This is a genomic window from Pseudomonas sp. NPDC090752 (assembly GCF_055584805.1).
In genome coordinates this window covers 278534-298539 of sequence record NZ_JBVJLI010000005.1, presented here as the reverse complement: position 1 = coordinate 298539, position 20006 = coordinate 278534, and the positions used below count along the sequence as shown (strand labels likewise).

Below are 20006 nucleotides of genomic sequence, written 5' to 3'. Positions count from 1 at the left end.
CCACAGGGATCGCGCAGCTTTCTAAGTTTTGTGGAAGACAGTTGCTCCCACACGGGCATACCTCAATTATTACCCAACAGTTGCCGCAATACCCCCAGGAACGCCCGCGCGCTTTCCCCTTCCTGCCCGTGCCGCCCTTCGCGCACCACCCATTGCCCATTGACCATCACATTGCGCACCTGGCGATCACCCCCGGCGAACAGCCAGCGGTTGAGGATGGCATCGCCATCGGCCATGGCGATGTAGGGATCCTGACCATCGAGCACCAGCCAGTCGGCACGTTTGCCCACCGCCAGCTCGCCAATCGGCTGTCCTAGCGCTTGTGCGCCGCCGCTGAGTGCTGCGTCATACAGCGTGCGCCCCACCATTGGCTGGTCTTCGCGATACAACCGGTTACGCCGTTGGTCACGCAGGCGCTGGCCGTATTCCAGCCAGCGCAGTTCTTCGACCACGCTCAGTGACACATGGCTGTCGGAGCCAATACCCATGCGTCCATCCAGGGCCAGGTAGTCCACCGCAGGGAAAATCCCGTCGCCCAGGTTGGCCTCGGTGGTCAGGCACAGGCCGGCCACGGCGCCACTGCGGGCCATGGCCGCGACTTCGCCGGGCTGCGCATGGGTGGCATGCACCAGGCACCAGCGTGCATCCACTGGCACATGCTCATACAGCCACTGCAGAGGGCGCATTGCGCTCCAGGCCAGGCAGTCGTCGACTTCCTTCTGTTGTTCGGCGATATGAATATGGATCGGGCACTCCGGGTTGCCAGCGGCCAGCACCTCACTGATCTGTCCCGGCGTGACCGCGCGCAGCGAGTGGAAGCACAGACCCAGGCGTTGCGCGGATTGAGCCGCCAGCACCGGGGCCAATTGCGATTGCAGTTGCAGGTATTGCTCGGTGGAATTGATGAAGCGCCGTTGCCCTTCGTTAGGCGCCTGGCCGCCGAAGCCAGCGTGGCTGTAAAGCACTGGCAGCAGGGTCAGGCCAATACCGCTGCTGGCCGCTGCGGCGCTGATGCGGCGCGACAGCTCTGCCGGGTCGGCGTAAGCCTTGCCCGCTGGGTCATGGTGCACGTAATGGAATTCGGCGACCGAGGTATAGCCAGCCTTGAGCATCTCGATGTATAGCTGACGGGCGATGATCTGCAGTTGCTCTGGGGTGATCTTGCCGACCATCCGGTACATCAGCTCACGCCAGGTCCAGAAGCTGTCGTTGGGGTTGCCCGCCACTTCCGCCAGGCCTGCCATCGCGCGTTGGAATGCATGTGAGTGCAGGTTGGGCATGCCCGGCAACACCGGCCCGGTGAGGCGCTCGGCACCGTCGGCGCTGGCATCCGCTTGCACGGTAGCCAGATGGCCATCCGCAGCCACTTCGAAGCGGACATTGCGGGCCCAACCGGTGGGCAGGAGGGCATGTTCAGCATAATAGGCGGGCATTGCGCTATTCCTGTTATTTTTACGACTTGTATATACATATACAGCCGTTTGCCTGCCGGGTAAACTCCGGCAAGCTACCGTTCACCCCATTAGCACAAGGATCAAACGCCGTGCCGACACCTCCTGTCTCCGCGCTGGTCACCCAGATGGGCGAGGGCCCGGCGCCGCTGTACGCCCGGGTCAAACAGATGATCATCCAGCAGATCGAAAACGGCAGCTGGCCGCCGCACCACCGGGTGCCGTCGGAGAGCGAGCTGGTCAGCCAACTGGGCTTCAGCCGAATGACCATCAACCGCGCGTTGCGCGAGCTCACTGCCGAAGGGCTGCTGGTGCGCATGCAGGGCGTCGGCACCTTCGTCGCCGAGCCCAAGACTCGCTCAGCGCTGTTCGAGGTCAACAACATCGCCGATGAAATCGCCGCGCGTGGCCACCAGCATCGCTGTGAGGTGATCACTCTGGCCGAGGAGGCGGCCGGCTCCGAGCGCGCCCTGGCCCTGGACATGCGGGAAGGCCAGCGGGTCTTCCATTCGCTGATCGTGCATTACGAAAACGGCGTGCCGGTGCAGATCGAAGACCGTTACGTCAATGCACAAATCGCCCCGAACTATCTCAAGCAAGACTTCACCCGGCAGACGCCTTACGCCTACCTGTCCCAGGTGGCGCCGCTGACCGAGGGCGAGCACGTGGTGGAAGCCATCCTGGCCGAGCCTGAGGAGTGCCGGCTGCTGCAGATCGAACCCGGCGAGCCTTGCCTGCTGATCCGTCGCCGCACCTGGTCCGGTCGCCAGCCTGTGACCGCGGCGCGGTTGATCCACCCCGGTTCCCGCCATCGCCTGGAAGGACGTTTCAGCAAATGAGACAGCTACAGGGGTTGCGCGCCAAGGACTACCCGCGCATGCCGTGGAAGAACGGCGGTGGTTTCACCGAAGAAATCACCCGCGATGCGGGCGATGGACTGGATGGCTTCGGCTGGCGCCTGTCGATTGCCGATATCGAAGCATCCGGCGGTTTTTCCAGCTTTTCCGGTTACCAACGCATCATCACCGTGTTGCAGGGCGATGGCATGCGCCTGACGGTGGACGGTGAGCACAGCCGGTCGTTGTTGCCGTTCGATGCCTACGCATTCAGGGGTGAAAGCCAGGTGAGCTGCACGCTGCTGGGCGGGGCGATCCGTGACTTCAACCTGATCTACGCACCTGCGCGTTACCGGGCGCGGTTGCAGTGGTTCAACGGCGGCAGTCGGCTGTTCAGTGCGGCCAGTAGCGTGCTTGTGTTCAGTGCCCAGGCAGCGCTGCAGGTGAGCATCGATGGCCAGGAGCAGGCGCTAGGGCTGTATGACTGTTTGCAGCTCAGTGGTAACGATCAACTGTGTGAGGTAGACGTTATGGGCCGCTGCTGCGTCATCGAGCTGACCCAGCTCTCATAGCGATGCTGCCGGCCCTTTCGCGGGGCAAGCCCGCTCCCACAGGATATTCAGCGATCTCAGGTTCTGTGGGAGCGGCGGTCCGGCGATCCGGCTTGCCCCGCGAAAGGGCCGCTAAAGGCAACATCTAGTTACCTGGTAACGCCTCCGTCTGTTACCGAACGCCCCAAGATGGCGCAATGCCCTCTCGTTGCCACCCTGTTCTCGAGTCCACTGCAAAATTTTATGTTCGTCAGTGCAGCCCACGAATCATGTGGGCTGTTCCGCTCCCCGCATGGTTGGAAACAGCGCTTAAGCAGAACTTGGCAATTCAATTGCATATGCTTGTATGTACAAGTAAAGCCAAGTGCGCGAAAGTGGATAGGCCGTCCCCATTTCGCGCTGTACGCACCCGAGGAGCACTTTCGTGACTGACAACAAACTCAACAAATTCCGTGACGTCGAGATCCGCGCCCCGCGTGGCAACAAGCTGACGGCCAAAAGCTGGCTGACCGAAGCCCCGCTGCGCATGCTGATGAACAACCTCGACCCGCAGGTAGCCGAGAACCCGAAAGAGCTGGTGGTGTATGGCGGCATTGGCCGCGCCGCGCGCAACTGGGCCTGCTACGACAAGATCGTCGAGAGCCTGACCCAGCTGAACGACGATGAAACCCTGCTGGTGCAGTCGGGCAAGCCGGTCGGGGTGTTCAAGACCCACGCCAATGCCCCGCGCGTATTGATCGCTAACTCCAACCTGGTGCCGCACTGGGCCAATTGGGAGCACTTCAACGAATTGGATGCCAAGGGCCTGGCCATGTACGGCCAAATGACCGCCGGCAGCTGGATCTACATCGGCAGCCAGGGCATTGTCCAGGGCACCTATGAAACCTTCGTCGAAGCCGGTCGCCAGCACTACGGCGGCAGCCTCAAGGGCAAATGGGTACTGACCGCCGGCCTGGGCGGCATGGGCGGTGCTCAGCCACTGGCCGCGACCCTTGCTGGTGCTTGCTCGCTGAACATCGAATGCCAGCAGAGCCGCATCGATTTCCGCCTCGACACCCGCTACGTCGACGAACAGGCCAAAGACCTCGACGACGCCCTGGCGCGGATCGCCAAGTACACCGCAGAAGGCAAGGCTATCTCCATCGCCCTGCACGGCAATGCCGCCGAGATCCTGCCAGAGCTGGTCAAGCGTGGCGTGCGCCCGGACATGGTCACCGACCAGACCAGCGCCCACGACCCACTCAATGGCTACCTGCCGGCCGGTTGGACCTGGGAGCAGTACCGCGACCGTGCACAAACCGAACCGGCCGCCGTGGTCAAGGCCGCGAAAAAGTCCATGGCCGTGCACGTGCAAGCCATGCTCGACTTCCAGAAGCAAGGCGTGCCGACCTTCGACTACGGCAATAACATCCGCCAGATGGCCAAGGAAGAGGGCGTTACCAATGCCTTCGATTTCCCAGGCTTCGTCCCGGCTTATATCCGACCTCTATTCTGCCGCGGCATCGGCCCGTTCCGCTGGGCGGCGCTGTCCGGCGATGCCGAAGACATCTACAAGACCGACGCCAAGGTCAAGGAGCTGATCCCGGACGACGCCCACCTGCACCGCTGGCTCGACATGGCCCGCGAGCGCATCAGCTTCCAGGGCCTGCCGGCGCGTATCTGCTGGGTAGGCCTGGGCCTGCGCGCCAAACTGGGGCTGGCGTTCAATGAAATGGTGCGCAGCGGTGAGCTGTCGGCGCCCATCGTGATCGGTCGCGACCACCTCGATTCCGGCTCGGTATCCAGCCCCAACCGCGAGACCGAAGCCATGCAGGACGGCTCGGATGCCGTGTCCGACTGGCCGCTGCTCAACGCTCTGCTGAACACCGCCAGCGGCGCGACCTGGGTCTCGCTGCACCATGGTGGCGGTGTGGGCATGGGCTTCTCGCAGCATTCTGGCATGGTCATTGTGTGTGATGGCACCGACGAGGCCGCCGAGCGTATCGCTCGCGTGCTGACCAACGATCCGGCTACCGGGGTGATGCGTCATGCCGATGCGGGGTATCAGATTGCGATCGATTGCGCCAAAGAGCAGGGGTTGAACCTGCCGATGATCACTGGCTGACAGACCTTGGGGTCGCACAGCGGCCCCATCAGCCATTTCTAAAAGGCTGCCGATTTCCATTTTCAAGTTTGGGAGCGTCACGCAATGAAAACCAACAAGACCTTGCTTGCCTCGCTGTTCGCCCTCGGCCTGCTCGGCGCTGCCGGCAGCAGCCAGGCCGCTGGCTGGTGCGAGTCTGGCAAGCCGGTGAAGTTCGCCGGGCTGAACTGGGAAAGCGGCATGCTGCTGACCGACGTGATGCAATTCGTGCTGAAAAACGGCTACGGCTGCGAAACCGACAGCCTGCCCGGCAACTCCATCACCATGGAAAACGCCCTGGGCAGCAATGACATCCAGGTGTTCGCCGAAGAGTGGGTCGGCCGCAGCGAGGTCTGGAAGAAGGCCGAGGCCGCCGGCAAGGTGGTCGGCGTCGGCGCCCCGGTGGTGGGCGCGGAGGAGGGCTGGTACGTGCCCCGCTATGTGATCGAGGGCGATGCCAAGCGCAAGCTCGAAGCCAAGGCGCCAGGCCTCAAGAACGTGGCCGACCTGGGCCAATATTCCAGCGTGTTCAAGGACCAGGAAGAACCGAGCAAAGGCCGTTTCTACAACTGCCCGGCCGGTTGGACCTGTGAACTGGACAACAGCAAGATGCTCAAGGACTACGGACTGGAGAGCAGCTACACCAACTTCCGCCCTGGCACCGGCCCGGCGCTGGATGCCGCGGTGCTGTCGAGCTACAAGCGCGGCGAGCCGATCCTCTTCTATTACTGGACCCCGACCCCGCTGATGGGCCAGGTCGACCTGGTCAAGCTGCAGGAAAAACCGGGTGTGGACAAGACCGTGTCGATCAAGGTCGGGCTGTCGAAAGCCTTCCACGAACAGGCGCCTGAACTGGTCGCGGTGCTGGAAAAGGTCAACCTGCCGATCGACCTGCTCAACCAGAACCTGGCGCGCATGACCAAAGATCGGATCGAGTCGCCCAAGCTGGCGAAGCTGTTCCTCAAGGAACATCCTGAAGTCTGGCAGGCCTGGGTCAGCGATGAGGCAGCCAAGAAGATCAACGCGGCGCTCTGAGCGTCCTCAGCTGATGAGTGAAACCTATGTTTCCTGACAACCTGACATTCTCCATCGCCGATTGGGTCAACGGCTGGGTCGACGCCCTGGTGACCAACTACGGCGATGTGTTCCGGCACATCTCCGACACCCTGCTGTGGGCCATCGTCAGCCTCGAAGGCCTGCTGCGCGCCACGCCGTGGTGGCTGATGCTCGGCGTGGTGGCGGTGATCGCCTGGCACGCCACCCGGCGCATCCTTCCGACCCTGGTGATTACCGGCTTGCTGTTCCTGGTTGGCGCGGTCGGCCTGTGGGACAAGCTGATGCAGACCCTGGCGCTGATGCTGGTGGCGACGCTGATCTCGGTGCTGATAGGCATCCCGCTGGGCATCCTGTCGGCACGCAGCAATCGCCTGCGCGCGGTGCTGATGCCGCTGCTTGACATCATGCAGACCATGCCCAGCTTCGTGTACCTGATCCCGGTGCTGATGTTGTTCGGCCTGGGCAAGGTCCCGGCGATCTTCGCCACGGTGATCTACGCCGCGCCGCCGCTGATCCGCCTGACCGATCTGGGGATTCGCCAGGTGGACGGCGAAGTGATGGAGGCGATCAACGCCTTCGGCGCCAACCGCTGGCAGCAGCTGTTCGGCGTGCAGCTGCCGCTGGCGCTGCCGAGCATCATGGCCGGCATCAACCAGACCACCATGATGGCCCTGTCGATGGTGGTGATCGCCTCGATGATCGGCGCCAGGGGCCTGGGCGAAGACGTGCTGATCGGCATCCAGACCCTCAACGTCGGCCGCGGCCTAGAAGCGGGCCTGGCCATCGTCATCCTCGCGGTGGTGATCGACCGCATTACCCAGGCCTATGGCCGGCCACGCCATGAGGTGAACCAATGAGCACGCAGCCGATCAGCAAGATCGAGGTGAAAAACGTCTTCAAGATCTTCGGTGACCGCGCCGATGAGGCCCTGCAGTTGATCCGCAACAACCAGGGCAAGGAGCAGGTGCTGGCGCAGACTGGCTGCGTGGTCGGGGTCAACGACCTGTCGCTGTCCATCGGCAGCGGCGAAATCTTCGTGATCATGGGCCTGTCCGGCTCGGGCAAGTCGACCCTGGTGCGCCACTTCAACCGCTTGATCGACCCGACCAGCGGGCAGATCCTGGTCGATGGTGAAGACATCCTGCAGTACGACATGGAGGCCCTGCGCGAATTTCGCCGACGCAAGATCAGCATGGTGTTCCAGAGCTTTGGCCTGCTACCGCACCGCAACGTGCTGGACAACGTCGCCTATGGCCTGAAGGTGCGTGGCGAGAGCAAGCAACTGTGCGCCGAGCGCGCCCAGCAGTGGATCGAGACCGTGGGCCTGAAAGGTTACGAGAAGAAGTACCCGCACCAACTGTCCGGCGGCATGCGCCAGCGCGTCGGTCTGGCCCGGGCGTTGGCGGCCGACACCGACATCATTCTCATGGACGAGGCCTTCAGCGCCCTCGACCCGCTGATCCGCGCCGAAATGCAGGACCAACTGCTGGAGCTGCAGAAGACGCTGCACAAGACCATCGTGTTCATCACCCACGACCTGGACGAAGCCGTGCGCATCGGCAACCGCATCGCCATCCTCAAGGATGGCCGCCTGATCCAGGTGGGCACGCCGCACCAGATCCTCCACAACCCGGCCGACGAGTATGTCGACCGCTTCGTCCAGCGCCGCGCGGTCGCGGTATGAGGAGCAGCATGTCGAACGCTGAAACCGTCACCTTCTCCGGCAGCACGCTCTGCTGGCAGGACATCGTTGCTGTGGCCCGGCAGGGCGCGCGCCTTGAGCTGGCGCCGCAGGTTTGGGCGCGCATCGACAATGCCCAGGCGATCGTCCGTCATATCGTCGAAAGTGGTGAGCGTGCCTATGGTGTGAACACTGGCCTGGGCGCGCTGTGCAACGTGTCGCTGCAGGGTGAGCAGCTCAGCCAGTTGTCACGCAATACCTTGCTCAGCCACGCCTGCGGCGTTGGCCCGGCGCTGCCCGACGAGCAGAGCCGGGCGATCATCTGCGCTGCCATTGCCAACTACAGCCACGGCAAGTCGGGCCTCCAGCGCAGCGTGGTCGAAGCGCTGCTGGCCCTGCTCAACCACGGCATTACCCCGCAGGTGCCGGCGCAGGGTTCGGTCGGCTATCTGACCCACATGGCCCATGTCGGCGTGAGCCTGCTGGGCATCGGCAAGGTCAGCTACCGGGGGCAGGTCGTCGATGCCGCCGATGCCCTCGCAGCCGAAGGCCTGGCACCGGTGCAACTTGGCGCGAAGGACGGTCTGTGTCTGGTCAATGGCACGCCATGCATGACCGGCCTGGCCTGCCTGGCGCTGGACGATGCCAGCCGCCTGCTGCAATGGGCCGACGTGATCGGTGCGATGAGCTTCGAGGCGCAGCGGGGCCAGATCGCCGCCTTCGATCCCGAGATCATCGCCCTCAAGCCGCATCCGGGGATGCAGGTGGTCGGTGAGAACCTGCGCGCCTTGCTGGCAGACAGCGAAGTGATCGCCGCGAGCAAGGGCGTCCGCACCCAGGATGCCCTGAGCATCCGCTCCATCCCGCAGGTGCACGGCGCCGCCCGTGACCAGTTGGCCCACGCCGCGAAGCAGATCGAGAGCGAGCTCAACGGCGCCAACGACAACCCACTGTTGCTGGGCACTCCGGAAGACTTTCGCGTGGTTTCCCAGGCCAACCCGCATGGCCAGTCGGTCGCGATGGCCGCTGACCTGCTGGCTATCGCCATGGCCGAGATCGGCTCGATTGCCGAGCGCCGTCTGGACCGTCTGATCAACCCGCACGTCAGTGGCCTGCCCGCGTTCCTGGTCAGCAATCCCGGGGTCAACTCGGGAATGATGATCGTCCAGTACGTCGCCGCCTCGCTGTGCGCGCAGAACCGTCAACTGGCGCAGCCGGCGGTGCTCGACAACTTCGTGACGTCAGGCCTGCAGGAAGATCACCTGAGCCTCGGCACCAACGCTGCGCTCAAGCTGCACCAGGTGCTGGAAAACTGCACCCAGATCCTGGCCATCGAGTACCTGCTGGCCGCCCAGGCCTTCGAATTTCTCAAGGATCAGCGCTTCGGCGCGGGTACTGATGCCGCCTGGCGCCTGCTGCGCGAGGAGGTACCGGCCTACCTGGAAGACCGCTGGCTGGCGCCGGACATAGCCCGCGCCGCCACGCTGCTGAAAACTTCGCCGCAGCCCGTGCTGCAGGCATTGCACTGAATACTCGAAAGGAGATCGCACATGGAAGCCCTGAACCTCATCCCTGGCCAGCTGACCCTGGCCCAACTGCGCCGCATCCACCAGGCGCCGCTGCGCCTGCAACTGGATTCCAGCGCCGATGCGGTCATCGATGCCAGCGTGGCCGTGGTCGAGCAGATCATCGCCGAAGATCGCACCGCCTATGGCATCAACACCGGTTTTGGCCTGTTGGCTTCGACGCGTATCGCCCGCTACGACCTGGAAAACCTGCAGCGCTCGCTGGTGCTGTCGCATGCGGCCGGCATCGGCGCGCCACTGGACGACGCCTTGGTCCGGCTGATCATGGTGCTGAAAATCAACAGCCTCAGCCGTGGGTTTTCCGGCATCCGGCGCAAGGTAATCGATGCTTTGATCGCCCTGGTCAATGCCGAGGTCTACCCGCATATTCCGCTCAAGGGTTCGGTGGGTGCGTCCGGCGACCTGGCGCCGCTGGCGCACATGTCGTTGGTACTGTTGGGCGAAGGCAAGGCGCGGTACAGAGGTGAATGGCTGTCCGCCAGCGAAGCTCTTGAGGTGGCGGGCCTGGAGCCGCTGACCCTGGCCGCCAAAGAGGGTCTGGCACTGCTCAACGGTACCCAGGCATCGACCGCCTATGCCTTGCGTGGCCTGTTCCAGGTAGAGGACTTGTACGCCGCGGCCATCACCTGTGGCAGCTTGACCGTTGAAGCGGTGCTGGGCTCGCGCTCACCGTTCGACCGACGCATCCACGACGCACGTGGCCAGCGTGGCCAGATCGACACCGCCGCGTGTTTCCGTGACCTACTGGGCGATTCCAGCGAAATCTCGCAGTCGCATCAGAACTGCGGCAAGGTTCAGGATCCGTACTCGCTGCGTTGCCAGCCCCAGGTCATGGGCGCGTGCCTGACCCAGTTGCGCCAAGCCGCCGAGGTACTGGCGGTCGAGGCCAATGCGGTGTCGGACAACCCGCTGGTGTTCGCCGCCGAAGGCGATGTGGTGTCGGGTGGCAACTTCCACGCCGAGCCGGTGGCCATGGCGGCCGACAATCTGGCCTTGGCCATCGCCGAAATCGGTGCCCTCAGCGAGCGCCGCATCTCGCTGATGATGGACAAGCATATGTCGCAGTTGCCGCCGTTCCTGGTAAAGAACGGCGGGGTGAACTCTGGTTTCATGATCGCCCAGGTCACGGCAGCGGCGCTGGCCAGCGAGAACAAGGCCCTGTCGCACCCGCACAGCGTTGACAGCCTGCCGACCTCGGCCAACCAGGAAGACCATGTGTCCATGGCCCCGGCGGCGGGCAAGCGGCTGTGGGAGATGGCCGAGAACACCCGCGGCGTGCTGGCCATCGAGTGGCTGGGCGCCTGCCAAGGGCTCGATTTGCGTGAAGGGCTGAAGACCTCGGCGAAGCTGGAGCAGGCGCGTCAGGTACTGCGCCGTGAAGTGCCGCACTATGACCACGACCGCTTTTTCTCGCCGGATATCGAAAAGGCCAGCGCCTTGTTGGCGCAAGGCGAGTTGACTGCGCTGTTGCCGGCCGGCGTGTTGCCGAGCCTGTGATGTCGTGTAACGGAGACTGTGTATGAGAACCCTCTGGCAGCACTGCCACGCAGCAACCATGGCCCAGGGCAGCTACTCGATCATCGAGGACGCGGCGATCGTCAGCAATGCGGGCTTGATCGAATGGATCGGGCCGCGCGCCGATGTGCCGGCGCTGGATGTCACCCGCACCGTGGAACTGGGCGGCGCATGGGTCACACCGGGGCTGATCGACTGCCACACCCACGCGGTGTTCGGCGGCAACCGCAGCGGTGAATTCGAACAGCGCCTGCAGGGCGTGAGCTACGCCGAGATCGCCGCCCAGGGCGGCGGTATCGCCAGCACCGTGCGCGCGACCCGCGCCGCCAGTGAAGACGAACTGTTCGTCAGTGCCCGCCAGCGCGTGCAGGCCCTGATGCGCGACGGCGTAACCACCATCGAGGTCAAGTCCGGCTACGGCCTGGATTTGGCCAACGAGCGCAAGATGCTGCGCGTGGCCCGGCGCCTGGCGGATGAGTTGCCCCTGGCGGTGCGGGCCACCTGCCTGGCTGCCCATGCCCTGCCACCGGAGTACGCGGGGCGGGCGGACGACTACATCGCGCACATCTGCGACGAGATGCTCCCGGCGCTGGCCGCAGAGGGGCTAGTGGACGCCGTGGATGCCTTCTGCGAACACCTGGCGTTCTCCCCGGCGCAGGTCGAGCGGGTGTTCATCAAGGCCCGCGAGCTGGGCCTGCCGGTCAAGCTGCACGCCGAGCAGCTCTCGTCGCTGCATGGCTCCAGCCTGGCGGCGCGCTACCAGGCGCTGTCGGCCGACCACCTGGAGTTCATGACCGAGGAAGATGCCATCGCCATGGCCGAGGCCGGCACGGTCGCCGTGCTGCTGCCGGGCGCCTTCTACTTCCTGCGCGAAACCCAGCTGCCGCCAATGGACGCCCTGCGCCGCCACGGCGTGAAGATCGCCTTGGCCAGCGACCTCAACCCTGGTACGTCGCCAGGGCTGTCGTTGCGCCTGATGTTGAACATGGGCTGCACATTGTTCCGCATGACCCCGGAAGAGGCGCTGGCTGGCGTGACCACGCACGCCGCCACCGCCCTGGGCCTGGGCGACAGCCACGGCACCCTGGAAATCGGCAAGGCGGCGGATTTCGTCGCCTGGCAGATCGAACGTCCTGCCGAACTGGCCTACTGGCTGGGTGGCGACTTGCCCAAGCGCGTGGTGCGCAAGGGCCACGAGATTTCTAACTGAGCGAGGCGAGATGGACAAGGTATTCAGTTTTCATCAAGGCCGGTTGCCGCTGCTGATCAGCATGCCCCACGCCGGCCTCAAGCTGACCCAGGCCGTGGACAAGGGGCTGGTCGAGGCGGCGCGCAGCCTGCCCGACACCGATTGGCACATCCCGCGCCTGTACGATTTTGCCGTTGGGATGGGGGCAAGTGTGGTGGCGGCAGAGTATTCGCGCTTCGTCATCGACTTGAACCGGCCGGATGACGACAAGCCGCTCTACGCCGGCGCGACTACCGGCCTGTACCCGGGCACGCTGTTCGAAGGTGAACCGCTGTTCATGCCAGGCTTGGAGCCGAGCGCCGAAGAGCGCAGCACCTACCTGGAACAGATCTGGCGCCCCTACCACAACATGATCCAGCGTGAACTGGCGCGGTTGCGCGAAGTCCATGGCTACGCACTGTTGTGGGATGCCCACTCGATCCGTTCGCTGATCCCGCACCTGTTCGATGGCAAGCTGCCAGACTTCAACCTGGGAACATTCAACGGGGCCAGCTGCGATCCAGAACTGGCGGGGTTGCTCGAAGGCGTGTGTGCCCAGGAACCGGCTTACACCCATGTGCTCAATGGGCGCTTCAAAGGCGGCCATATTACCCGTCACTACGGCGACCCGGCCAAGCACATCCACGCGGTGCAGTTGGAGTTGTCGCAGAGTACCTACATGGAGGAATCGGAGCCGTTCGCATACCGACAGGATTTGGCACAGCCCACGCAGGCGGTATTGCGCAAGTTGCTGGAGGCTCTGCTGGAATGGGGACGGGGACGTTACGCTCGGTAGTTTCAGCGCCCCTCTCGCAGGGGCACTGAATTCGGTCAATTGCCGCCTAGATACGGGCGCGTCAGCTCCTCAAGCAGCTCCATCACTTCTTGCTCTTTCTCATCGTGCAGCGCTCGCTGCAAGGTCAGCTCCTCTTCAAGGGGCAGATCAGACCCACTCAGTGCCTGGACGCGTTCTCCAAAACGTTCGTCGATACTGGCTAATCGGTCAGCATGCTCGGCCCGCAGGCGCTCGGTCCAATATTGGTTCGCCATCAGGTATTGCATGAAAGCGCCGCTGCTTTCCCGCTCCCGTACCTGCTCCAGCACGCTGGCAAGTTCACCATGGACAAGCTGGGCAGCGCTTCGAAAGCGCATCGGGTCGGCAATCGGCAAGTCCAGTTCCGCGGCAAGTTCGCGGCGGTACGCGAGGCGTGCCGAAACGTGATCGCCGGCCACCGTGCGCTGGTTTGCCAACAGTTCCAACTGGCCCATCCGGTACAGCTGGCGCAGACGTCGCAAGAGGGTTTGCAATGAGTCACCGGCATCGGTCAGCACCCGGCTGTTCATGAGCAAAAGCTCGATGTTGTTGAACGCCTGAAGCGCGCCATCGTGGCAGGTCTGGTTGCCGGTCACAGGGTCCGGCAAGCCTTCGGCGGCAATAGCGCTCATGGTCGGGCGCAGCGTGTCGTGAGTCGCCGCCGTGACCAGCATCAGGCGTACACGTTCACAGAAGTGCGCTTGGGAATTCGGGTCGACATAGGGCGCGGCGTTGCGCAAACGCCCGGCCAGGCGCAACAGGTCGTTGCCGTCTTCCAGGCCTTGCAGCGTGGCCCAACAGTCGTGCAGCGCTTCATTCTGGGCGGTATTGCCCAGCGCCCACAGCTCGACCTTGGGCATGTCGTCACCGGCCAGCGGGAAGTGCGGATGGTCGAGCTGCGAGCCTTCGTCCGAACTGTCGGTTAGCAGCAGGGTGTTGGGGTCCAGGGCAAAGGTAAAGCTGTGCTGGCTTTCCGAGTACGCGCGAAGACGCAGGACGGTGTCGATCGCCAGCGGGTTTTCGAACAGTGCGATCGAGGAGATCGGCATTCGATTTTCCACGTTTTGCAGGATGTAGTCCGGCAATTGCGAGATATTGTTGGTACTCAAGTCCAGCAGTTCAAGCGGCAGCAGTTGCTCGCACCAACTCGGCCAGCTTTGCAGCCCCATGTTGCTGAGATTCAACGAGGTCAGGCCGCTGGCGAGGCTGGCGGGTACCTGGGTAATGACACCCGGTCGGTTACCGGAAACATCCAACGTCGTCAGTCGCGGGAGACGGCTAAGGGTTTCAACGACGGCCTGGTCGATCTCCAGCCCCAGGTTGCGAAACTCCAGGTGGGCCAGGCGTGGCAGGCGTAACAGGGCCGATGGCAGCGTGGACATTGCCGCCACGTGCGCATCGATGGTCAAGCGCGTGATATTGGGAAAACGGCTGAGCAAATGATCGAGTTGTGACGTGGAACCGCTCATGCGGATCAGGCTCAAGGCGCTCACACGCTCGGTGAAGAACGCTGGGAGGCGGCTGGGGAAATGATCGAGTGCGGCATCTTCCAATTGCAGGCGCAGGTACTGCAAGCCGCGCTCCTGGCTCAGCCAGAACCGGTTGATGGCCGATGCGATGCTTTCCCTGCCTTCGATCATGGCTTCAGTCAAGGGGGTGTTCGAACTCGAGGCATGCACCCAACCATCAACCGCCTCACGCAATAGCTGGCGTTCCCGGCTTATGCGATCGAGCCGTTCGACCAGCGCCGGTGAGCGGTCCACGCTGATGTGCGAAATCAGCCGGTTTTCGTTGAGCAACAGGCGCTGCAGGTGATCCTCGCTGAGGTCATTGCCCTCCAGCGAAATCACGGCGTGACGCAGCGCAACCTCGGTTTCGTTAAGCAAGAACGCGGGCAGCGAACGCAAGTTGTTATTGCGCAGCGAAACATGCGCGATCCGCTCCAGGGCATCGCTGCCCAGGCCGATGGGCCACTGACTCAGTTGCATGTTGTCCAGGCACAGGTAGTCCAGCGACAGCTCGTGGAGGCTGGGGCTGTTGTTCGGGGAAAAGCGGTTGCCTTGCAGGTCCAGCCGTCTGAGATCGGGAAGTCCGGCCAGTAAATTGATGTCGGTCGCAGTCAGCGCGATGTTCTGGTTGGCCATGGTCAACACGCGCAGGCTTGGCAGGTGCTCAGTGATCGTGGGCATGCTGAACAGGAAGGCCGAAGGGGTTGCCCGGGGGTTGTAGGGGCGATTGATTTCCAGCTCTTCGAGTTGCGCTAACTGGCGCAGTACGCGTTGCAGCAGACGCTCGTGCTGCGCCCAGCTGGCAAGGCTTTCCGGTGCCAGGTCGAGCAGGCGCAGCCTGCGCACACTGTGGGTAAAGAACTCGGGCAGGTTCAACGGAATATCAGCCAGGGACACCCGTTCGAGGCTCAGTACTGCGTTATGCTGATTGTCTTCATCCAGTGCGGTGTCGTACCAGTGTTGGGTAATGCCACTGCGCAAACGGTCGTGCTCACGCGCTGCCTGGTCCGACGCGGGCGACACTCCCTCACTCCAGTCTTCCAGCCTGCTTAGCAGGTCGTTGCGCTGCTCCAACAGCAGTTGTAGCCGTTCCAGCACTTGAAGCTGCGTGCGACCCCGGCTTGCGAGCGCCATCAGTATCTCGTCTGCCGTCCTGTTGGTGTGTTCGCTCAAGCCCGTGGCGGCCACCGCCTCAAGCAGCGCCTGGCGCGAGACGGGAGGGCTCGCGTGCTGGCCGCTACTCAGTGGGTAGCCCAGGCGGCCATCGGCGAGGCGCATGGGCGAGCGATAGCCGGGCCGAACCGCTTGCATGCCCAATGCCTTGCGCAAGTGGGGTCGTGGCAGAAGCGGGCGTTGTTGCAGCACTTGGCGCAATTGGCTTGCATGGGTGATGCCCAGTTGTTGCATTGTTTCGGGCAGTGCGCTGTACACGGCTGCATGAAGCGTAGGGTAGAGCATGACGGGGGTGTCTGCCTGGCCCGGGGCCTGGGCGATATAGCCCACATCGGCACGGGTGATGACGCTGTGCCGACCGGCCTGCGCTGACCCGATACTGGCGTGCTGGCTTGGCCAGTGCCGGCGTTCGCGCAGTTCGAGCCGGGTGTCCGCTGGCCAGCCGGGGAGCTGCTCCAGGGTATGGATGATCAGGCGATCGCTGTCCCAGCTCTGATTGGCGTCCAGGTAGAGCCCTTCGTAGGCGCGAGCCAGGCGAATCTGCTGCTGGTAGACGCGTATTTCTTCTGCCAGACGCAAGGACACTTTGCCTGTATTCAAAGTGATCAGTTCATCGCTGGCAGCGTTACGCAAGAGTTCATCGATGACCGTGCCGGGTAGTTGTGGATAGGCGATGCGTAGGCATACCGCCGCCGGTGCAATGCTCGAGGGCAGCTGCTGATAGCGCTTGAGGAATGCTGCGTGGCGAACCTTTGGCGATTCATGGGGCAATGTGCGGCTGACCTCCTGATCCAGCCTGAAACGCAGCAACATGTCCTCGAGGATCGCCGGCATTCGCTGGTTTTCAGCCAGTACCCGGCGTACAACGCCTTCCTCTATACCGCTGATGTCTAGGATTTGCCTGAGCGTTTGTTCGTCGAATGGATCGCTGAGTGGGCCAAGCCGGCGCAGCAAGCGGCTGCCCTGCCATTCCACGGGGCGGTCCAGATCATGCTGCCAGGCCCCGGCATCGTTGTGGCGCAGCCGCGGCTGATAACCACGCAGTCGGGTTGGGTGAACAATGCTGTAGTGACCGGCCGTGGCATTCCACTTGAGCGAATAGGTCTTGCCATCCAGGGTCAGCCAGAGCTTGCCAGCATGGCGATAAAGTCCAAGTTGATCCGGTTTGGCATCGGAGGGCAGGTAAACGTCGTGGGCGTATGGGGTCAGGTCGGGTTTCCAGAGACGCGTGCTGCCGTCGGGCAACTCGACCTCCACCAGCTCCTCAATGAACGAAGGCGTGTCGACCGACGGGGCAGCTGCCACGCCGGCCAATTCCGAATTGGCAACGTGTACCGTGGCCGCGCTGGCGGCGATGAGCGCCACGTTTTCCAGCACATCCAGCAGGTAGTCGAACGCCAGTTGCCGGTCGTCGTTGGCCCAGCTTTCGATCCCTTCGTAGACTTCATGGCCTAACTGCAGGACGGTCAGGGCCATCATCATGTAGCCGACTTCGGGTATCGCAAAGCCCACCAGGTTAAGGGCATTGATTGCCAGCGACTCGAAGTAGGCCAGCCGGTCATGGAAGGTCTTGGCGTCCATGGCCAGGGTAGGCACGGCGTGAAATCGGGCATCGTCGCGCAGGCGGGTAAATTGCTGATGGAGCACCTGTGCGCGAAAAGGGCGTTCGAAGGCCTGCGCGATGATCGGCAGCACGGCCGCCGGGTCTGCCACCCGTTCGTAGAGGTTCTTCAGGGTAAAGGTGAGAGGTAGCAGATGGTCTTGCAACTTGCCGAGCAGTTGCGCCTTGTGCGCATCGGGGATGTGCCCGGCAATGGCGGCCAGGTCGTTCTGGGTCGCATCTCTGAGGTAAAGCTTCATTGCTTCGAAAGACCCAAATTCCTTGAGCGACGCGTCACCGGCGTGGGGTGTATAGAGCACGACGGTCGGCATCTGCTTGAACTGGATCAGGACCATCCCCGTCAGTTCGATGCTCCACAGCCGTAGGAAACTGAATGTGGCGTGGCCGTGCTCGGGGTCAGGCAGGGTCTCGAGCGGCGTGATCGACAAGACGCCGTGCGCGTGGCTGCTGATGTTCGCGGTCAGCAACGCGGCGTGCAGTTGCTGCCTGAAGGCAGACAACTCGACCTCGCCGAGTGTGTCGAGCACCGGAGCCTGGGCTGCGAACCTGTCATGCCATGAAATCGGTGGGCCCGACTCAGCGGTTACGGACGGAAAGTAGATGCCATCGAGCAGTGCTTGGTATTGCCCGCCGATGTCCAGTTGGCGGCACAGGGCGGCGAATGCCGTTGGCTCGATCGCGACCACGTTGTCGAACGGTGGGCCATTGCCATAGCCGCGCTGATCGAGGATGACCGAGCGCATGTGGGGCGTGTCCACGTCCAGCCCTCCTGACTGCGTTGCCGATGCCTCGAAGTTCTGCAAGGCATGGTGCAGCAACGGCTTTACGAACTGTTCAGGGGCTGCTGCGCCCGCCTGACGACGATGGGCATAACCGACGGCATCGAAGAAATAGGTCTGGGCGACATCAAGATCGAGCTCAAACCTTTGCTTGATGCCTTCGCTCAACACGTGCGTGGCGAATGCCTGCAGAGCAGGCAAAGCGGAGAACAGGTTGGCTGCCTGCTTTTTGCTCGCCTGGAACTTGGCCTGTTCTTCGGCCAGCGTCTTGGCGGTACTGGGGTTCTCGAGGCAAGCTTTTGCAAGCGACGAAGGGGCTTGCCGGTGTGAGGTGCGCAGCGTGGCGAAGGTGGAGGGTGGAGCGTTGGTGATCCAGCTTGGCGCTTTGCCTTCGATCATCGTGTAGCGAGGGGAGAGCGTCGCTTGGGTGGTGGTCGGCATCTGCAGCTCCATGACGTAGGTAAGGGCCTTACTTTCGGCCGCTGCAGGCAGGGCAGGTGTTATCTATTTGTCCCGACAAGACATGGGGCATGCTCAAAGCGCAATTCAGGTTTATGATGGCCAACGGTCGAACCAAACCTCACACGGAGTGCGCAATGCAGACCCTGTACCCGCAGATCAAACCCTACGCCCGGCACGATCTGGCCGTGGAAGCGCCGCATGTGCTGTATGTCGATGAAAGCGGCTCGCCTGAAGGTTTGCCGGTTGTGTTCATCCATGGTGGGCCCGGCGCGGGTTGCGATGCCCAGAGCCGTTGCTATTTCGACCCCAACCTGTACCGCATTATCACCTTCGACCAGCGCGGCTGTGGCCGCTCCACACCGCATGCGAGCCTGGAGAACAACACTACCTGGCACCTGGTCGAAGACCTGGAGCGCATCCGCGAGCACCTTGGCATCGACAAGTGGGTGCTGTTCGGTGGTTCATGGGGCTCGACCCTGGCCCTGGCCTACGCCCAGACTCACCCCGAGCGGGTGCATGGCCTGATTCTGCGCGGCATTTTCCTGTGCCGCCCGCAAGAGATCGAGTGGTTCTATCAGGAGGGCGCCAGCCGCCTGTTCCCAGACTACTGGCAGGACTACATCGCGCCGATCCCGCCGGAGGAGCGAGGTGACCTGGTCAAGGCTTTCCACAAGCGCCTTACCGGTAATGACCAGATCGCCCAGATGCATGCCGCCAAGGCCTGGTCCACCTGGGAGGGGCGTACCGCCACCTTGCGTCCCAATCCGCTGGTGGTCGATCGTTTCTCCGAACCGCAGCGGGCGTTGTCGATCGCTCGCATCGAATGCCACTATTTCATGAACAATGCCTTCCTTGAGCCAGACCAACTGATCCGCGACCTGCCGAAGATCGCCCACCTGCCAGCGGTGATCGTGCATGGCCGTTACGACGTGATCTGCCCGTTGGACAACGCCTGGGCGCTGCACCAGGCTTGGCCGAACAGCGAGCTGAAGGTCATCCGCGACGCCGGCCACGCGGCCTCCGAGCCGGGCATCACCGATGCCCTGGTGCGTGCCGCCGACCAGATGGCCCGGCGCTTGCTTGATCTGCCCCTGGAAGAAGCATGAGGGGGCTGTTGCAGCGCGTGCGCGGCGCGCGGGTAGAAGTAGCCGGCGAGATCGTCGGCGCCGTCGACCAGGGTCTGTTGGTGCTGGTGGCCGTCGAGCCTGAAGATACCCGTGAACATGCCGATAAGCTGTTGCACAAGCTGCTCAACTATCGCGTGTTCAGCGATGAGCAGGGCAAGATGAACCTGTCGCTCAAGGATGTCGACGGCGGCTTGTTGCTGGTGTCCCAGTTCACCCTGGCGGCGGATACCCGCAGCGGCATGCGCCCGGGTTTTTCGACGGCCGCGCCGCCAGCACTGGGTGCCGAGTTGTTCGACTATCTTTTACAGCAGGCCCAGGGCCAACACCCCACGGTGGCGAGTGGGCGTTTCGGTGCGGACATGCAGGTCCATCTGGTCAATGATGGCCCCGTGACATTCTTGTTACAAATATGAGCAAAAAAACCCCTTGTTTATAGAGAAACAAGGGGTTTTGTACGATAAATAGTTGGTTCAGCCTGATGCGTTGTAACGCGACC

At 63.0% G+C, this 20006-nt stretch carries 14 protein-coding genes; 12 read left to right on the top strand and 2 right to left on the bottom strand.

Features of this window, described 5'->3' with window-relative positions; genetic code table 11:
- Positions 1 to 62: 62 nt before the first annotated feature.
- Positions 63 to 1433 (bottom strand): formimidoylglutamate deiminase, encoded by a 1371-nt coding sequence (locus ACZ6YA_RS10040; RefSeq protein WP_465896927.1) that lies wholly within the window; start codon positions 1431 to 1433, stop codon positions 63 to 65.
- Positions 1434 to 1579: 146 nt separating this feature from the next.
- On the opposite strand from ACZ6YA_RS10040, the gene hutC reads away from it, so the two are divergent.
- The 10 genes from hutC (at position 1580) to hutG (ending at position 12822) form a co-directional block, all read left to right on the top strand.
- A complete protein-coding gene (hutC, locus tag ACZ6YA_RS10035) occupies positions 1580 to 2290 on the top strand; it encodes a histidine utilization repressor (protein WP_465896945.1) in 711 nt (236 codons plus the stop codon).
- On the top strand, positions 2287 to 2859 hold the full coding sequence (locus tag ACZ6YA_RS10030) for a HutD/Ves family protein (protein WP_465896926.1): 573 nt from the start codon (positions 2287 to 2289) through the stop codon (positions 2857 to 2859). Before hutC ends, ACZ6YA_RS10030 begins: the two co-directional genes overlap by 4 nt.
- A 403-nt stretch (positions 2860 to 3262) precedes the next feature.
- Entirely contained in the window at positions 3263 to 4942 is a 1680-nt protein-coding gene (gene hutU / locus ACZ6YA_RS10025) for a urocanate hydratase (protein WP_465896925.1), read from the top strand.
- An 84-nt stretch (positions 4943 to 5026) separates the two neighbouring features.
- Entirely contained in the window at positions 5027 to 5995 is a 969-nt protein-coding gene (locus ACZ6YA_RS10020; RefSeq protein ID WP_465896924.1) for an ABC transporter substrate-binding protein, read from the top strand.
- A 26-nt stretch (positions 5996 to 6021) separates the two neighbouring features.
- Entirely contained in the window at positions 6022 to 6873 is an 852-nt protein-coding gene (locus ACZ6YA_RS10015) for an ABC transporter permease (RefSeq protein WP_400796504.1), read from the top strand.
- Positions 6870 to 7700, top strand: a complete 831-nt coding sequence (locus tag ACZ6YA_RS10010; protein WP_465896923.1) for a quaternary amine ABC transporter ATP-binding protein — start codon at positions 6870 to 6872, stop codon at positions 7698 to 7700. Before ACZ6YA_RS10015 ends, ACZ6YA_RS10010 begins: the two co-directional genes overlap by 4 nt.
- 8 nt (positions 7701 to 7708) lie before the next feature.
- Entirely contained in the window at positions 7709 to 9226 is a 1518-nt protein-coding gene (locus ACZ6YA_RS10005; RefSeq protein WP_465896922.1) for an HAL/PAL/TAL family ammonia-lyase, read from the top strand.
- A gap of 21 nt (positions 9227 to 9247) precedes the next feature.
- Positions 9248 to 10780: a histidine ammonia-lyase gene (gene hutH / locus ACZ6YA_RS10000; protein ID WP_465896921.1), complete on the top strand. Its 1533-nt coding sequence runs from the start codon at positions 9248 to 9250 to the stop codon at positions 10778 to 10780.
- Positions 10781 to 10802: 22 nt separating this feature from the next.
- Positions 10803 to 12008, top strand: a complete 1206-nt coding sequence (gene hutI / locus ACZ6YA_RS09995; RefSeq protein ID WP_465896920.1) for an imidazolonepropionase — start codon at positions 10803 to 10805, stop codon at positions 12006 to 12008.
- A gap of 10 nt (positions 12009 to 12018) precedes the next feature.
- The gene (gene hutG / locus ACZ6YA_RS09990; protein WP_465896919.1) at positions 12019 to 12822 is read left to right on the top strand and encodes an N-formylglutamate deformylase; all 804 of its coding nucleotides are present in this window, start codon (positions 12019 to 12021) and stop codon (positions 12820 to 12822) included.
- A gap of 35 nt (positions 12823 to 12857) precedes the next feature.
- On the opposite strand, the gene ACZ6YA_RS09985 is transcribed toward hutG, so the two are convergent.
- The gene (locus tag ACZ6YA_RS09985; protein WP_465896918.1) at positions 12858 to 18362 is read right to left on the bottom strand and encodes a dermonecrotic toxin domain-containing protein; all 5505 of its coding nucleotides are present in this window, start codon (positions 18360 to 18362) and stop codon (positions 12858 to 12860) included.
- A gap of 155 nt (positions 18363 to 18517) precedes the next feature.
- Here ACZ6YA_RS09985 and pip point away from each other — a divergent pair, with 155 nt between their 5' ends.
- Positions 18518 to 19489 (top strand): prolyl aminopeptidase, encoded by a 972-nt coding sequence (gene pip / locus ACZ6YA_RS09980; protein WP_016489576.1) that lies wholly within the window; start codon positions 18518 to 18520, stop codon positions 19487 to 19489.
- Positions 19486 to 19923: a D-aminoacyl-tRNA deacylase gene (gene dtd / locus ACZ6YA_RS09975; RefSeq protein WP_465896917.1), complete on the top strand. Its 438-nt coding sequence runs from the start codon at positions 19486 to 19488 to the stop codon at positions 19921 to 19923. The genes pip and dtd overlap by 4 nt, the downstream gene beginning before the upstream one ends.
- The last annotated feature ends 83 nt before the right edge of the window (positions 19924 to 20006 follow it).

What these genes read in the sequence shown, in the direction of transcription:
- ACZ6YA_RS10005 (WP_465896922.1), top strand. Translation starts at nt 7,709, where the DNA reads ATGTCGAACGCTGAAACCGTCACCTTCTCCGGCAGCACGCTCTGCTGG.
- hutG (WP_465896919.1), top strand. Translation starts at nt 12,019, where the DNA reads ATGGACAAGGTATTCAGTTTTCATCAAGGCCGGTTGCCGCTGCTGATC.
- ACZ6YA_RS10010 (WP_465896923.1), top strand. Translation starts at nt 6,870, where the DNA reads ATGAGCACGCAGCCGATCAGCAAGATCGAGGTGAAAAACGTCTTCAAG.
- pip (WP_016489576.1), top strand. Translation starts at nt 18,518, where the DNA reads ATGCAGACCCTGTACCCGCAGATCAAACCCTACGCCCGGCACGATCTG.
- ACZ6YA_RS10030 (WP_465896926.1), top strand. Translation starts at nt 2,287, where the DNA reads ATGAGACAGCTACAGGGGTTGCGCGCCAAGGACTACCCGCGCATGCCG.
- ACZ6YA_RS09985 (WP_465896918.1), bottom strand. Translation starts at nt 18,362, where the DNA reads ATGCCGACCACCACCCAAGCGACGCTCTCCCCTCGCTACACGATGATC.
- ACZ6YA_RS10020 (WP_465896924.1), top strand. Translation starts at nt 5,027, where the DNA reads ATGAAAACCAACAAGACCTTGCTTGCCTCGCTGTTCGCCCTCGGCCTG.
- ACZ6YA_RS10015 (WP_400796504.1), top strand. Translation starts at nt 6,022, where the DNA reads ATGTTTCCTGACAACCTGACATTCTCCATCGCCGATTGGGTCAACGGC.
- dtd (WP_465896917.1), top strand. Translation starts at nt 19,486, where the DNA reads ATGAGGGGGCTGTTGCAGCGCGTGCGCGGCGCGCGGGTAGAAGTAGCC.
- hutH (WP_465896921.1), top strand. Translation starts at nt 9,248, where the DNA reads ATGGAAGCCCTGAACCTCATCCCTGGCCAGCTGACCCTGGCCCAACTG.
- hutI (WP_465896920.1), top strand. Translation starts at nt 10,803, where the DNA reads ATGAGAACCCTCTGGCAGCACTGCCACGCAGCAACCATGGCCCAGGGC.
- ACZ6YA_RS10040 (WP_465896927.1), bottom strand. Translation starts at nt 1,433, where the DNA reads ATGCCCGCCTATTATGCTGAACATGCCCTCCTGCCCACCGGTTGGGCC.
- hutC (WP_465896945.1), top strand. Translation starts at nt 1,580, where the DNA reads ATGGGCGAGGGCCCGGCGCCGCTGTACGCCCGGGTCAAACAGATGATC.